This is a genomic window from Achromobacter sp. (assembly GCF_049647645.1).
Classification (GTDB): Bacteria; Pseudomonadota; Gammaproteobacteria; order Burkholderiales; family Burkholderiaceae_B; genus Achromobacter.
In genome coordinates this window covers 1-2833 of the sequence record NZ_JBARYB010000174.1, presented here as the reverse complement: position 1 = coordinate 2833, position 2833 = coordinate 1, and the positions used below count along the sequence as shown (strand labels likewise).

General features: G+C 71.8%; 2 protein-coding genes. Both read left to right on the top strand.

Annotation, left to right across the window (positions count from 1 at the left end; genetic code table 11):
• A partial coding sequence (gene selA, locus WBB14_RS20050) for an L-seryl-tRNA(Sec) selenium transferase (RefSeq protein WP_424241386.1) occupies positions 1-1248 on the top strand: 1248 nt, incomplete at its 5' end.
• Positions 1245-2833 (top strand): selenocysteine-specific translation elongation factor (gene selB / locus WBB14_RS20045; RefSeq protein WP_424241385.1); only part of this gene is annotated, 1589 nt, incomplete at its 3' end. The genes selA and selB, both read left to right, overlap by 4 nt.

The window sequence follows — 2833 nt, the reverse complement described above, 5'->3', positions numbered from 1 at the left end:
GAGCTCGATGCCGACGCCGTGGCGGCGCGCGTGGCTGCGGCCCTGGCCCGCGCCGCCGAGCCGAAGTTGCGGGCGGTCTACAACCTGACCGGCACGGTGCTGCACACCAATCTGGGCCGGGCGCTGCTGCCCGACGAGGCGGTGGCCTCGGTGCTGCGCGCGCTCACCAGCCCCGCCAATCTGGAATTCGATCTGGACACCGGCGGACGCGGCGACCGCGACGACCTGATCGACGAGCTGCTGTGCGAACTGACGGGGGCCGAGGCCGCCACCGTCGTCAACAACAACGCCGCCGCCGTGCTGCTGATGTTGAACGCGCTGGCCGACCGGCGCGAAGCCGTGGTGTCGCGCGGCGAGCTGGTCGAGATCGGCGGCGCGTTCCGCATCCCCGACATCATGAAGCGCGCCGGAGCCAAGCTGGTCGAAGTCGGCACCACCAACCGCACGCACGCCGCGGACTACGAGAACGCCATCGGTCCGCGCACCGCCATGCTGATGAAGGTGCATTGCAGCAACTATGCGGTCACCGGCTTTACCAAGAGCGTGAGCGTGGCCGAAGTGGCGGCGCTGGCGCATGCGCGCGGGCTGCCGGCCACCGTGGACCTGGGCAGCGGCACACTGGTCGACCTGACCCAGTTCGGCCTGCCCAAGGAAGACACCGTGCGAGAAACCATCGCGGCCGGCGCCGACCTGGTCACCTTCAGCGGCGACAAGCTGCTGGGCGGTCCGCAGGCAGGCCTGCTGGTGGGCAGCAAGGATCTGATCCGCAAGATCAAGAAGAACCCGCTGAAACGCGCCTTGCGCGTCAGCAAGCTGACCCTGGCGGCGCTGGAGCCGGTGCTGGGCCTGTATCGCGCGCCCGAGTTCCTGGCCCAGCGGCTGACCACGCTGCGCCTGCTGACCCGTCCGCAGCGCGACATCCAGCCGCAGGCCGAACGTTTGCGCGGCGTCCTGGCGCATGCGGCGGGCGAGCCCTACGCGGTCGAGGCCGTGCCCATGTTCAGCCAGATCGGCAGCGGCGCCTTGCCGGTGGACCAACTGCCCAGCTACGGCCTGGCCGTGCGCTACACCGGCAGCGGCCGCGCCGGACGCCATCTGGACAAGCTGGAGACGCGGCTGCGCCGCCTGCCCGTGCCGGTGATCGGCCGCATCGCCGACGACGCCTTGTGGCTGGACCTGCGCTGCCTGGAAGCGCGCGACGAAGCGGCCTTTGCCGCGCAGCTGACGCATCTGGCGGAGCCGGCATGATCATCGGCACGGCCGGCCATATCGACCACGGCAAGACCACGCTGGTGCGGGCGCTGACCGGCGTCGACACCGACAGGCTCAAGGAAGAGAAGGCGCGCGGGATTTCGATCGAGCTGGGCTACGCCTACACGCCCTTGCCCAACGGCGACGTGCTGGGCTTTATCGACGTGCCGGGACACGAGAAGCTCGTACACACCATGGCGGCCGGCGCCAGCGGCATCGATTTCGGCCTGCTGGTGGTGGCGGCGGATGACGGGGTCATGCCGCAGACGCGTGAACACCTGGCCATCCTGGCCTTGCTGGGCGTGGCGCGCGGCGCGGTGGCGCTGACCAAGACCGACCGCGCCGACGCCGGACGGCTGCAGGCGGTGCGCGCCGAAATCGCCGAGCTGGCCGCCGGCACCTTTCTGCAGGATGCGCCGCTGTACGCCGTGTGCGCATCACAGCCCGGCGATGCGGGCGTGGCGGATCTGAAAACCCATTTGCACGGTCAGGCGCAGGCCCTGCGCCAGCGCGACAGCGCCGGGCTGTTCAGGTTGGCCGTCGACCGGGTTTTCACCCTGGCCGGCCACGGCACGGTGGTGACGGGCACGGCCCATGCCGGGCTGGCCCGCGCCGGCGACGAAGCGGCCGACCTGCGGCTGATGCCTGCCGACACGCGTGTGCGCGTGCGCAGCATCCACGCCCAGAACCAGCCCAGCGAGACCGGCGCGGCGGGCCAGCGTTGCGCCTTGAATCTTGCCGGCATGGACAAGAACGCCATCGCCCGCGGCGACTGGATCGCGGACGCGCGCTGCTTCCTGCCGTCGCGCCATGTCGATGTGGTGCTGACGCTGCTGGCGTCCGCCGATGCGCCGGTGCGCGCCTGGGCGCCGCTGCACGTGCACATCGGCGCGGCGCGCCACGTCGCGCATGTCGTGCCGCTGAGCGCGGAGTCGCTGGCGCCGGGGCAGTCCGGCTGGGTGCAACTGGTGTTCGACGAACCCGTCTGCGTCATGCCGGGCGACCGCTATATCGTGCGCAACGCGCAGGCCACGCGCACGGTGGGCGGCGGCCGGGTGCTGGATCCCAACGCGCCGGACCGCAAGCGCCGTTCCGTCGCGCGCATGCAGTGGCTGCAGGCTCTGTCGTCCATGCTGGACGGCGCCGGCCTGCATCCGGTGCTGGAGCATGCCGCGCTCGGCCTGGACGAAGACGCCTTGCAGCGCCTGACCGGCCAGCCCGTGGCTGAGATCATCGCGCCGCATGGCGCGCTATGGTTGGAGGCGCGCACGCCGCAGGCGCCGCGCACCCTGATTCTTGCGGCCCATTGGGACGCGCTGCGCGTCCGCGTGGAGCAGGCGCTGGCGGCGTTCCATCAAGGCGCGCCCGACGAGCCGGGGCCGGACGGTCCGCGCTTGCGCCGCATGGCCATGCCCGTCGGCCCGGACTCGCTGTGGCTGGCGGTGCTGGATGATCTGCAGCGCGACGGCCGCATCGTGCGCAACGGCCCCTGGCTGCATCTGCCCGGCCATACCGCGACCCTGGCGCCCGAGGAGTCGGCGCTGGCCGCACGCGTGCTGCCCCTGCTGGCGGCGGGCGCCTT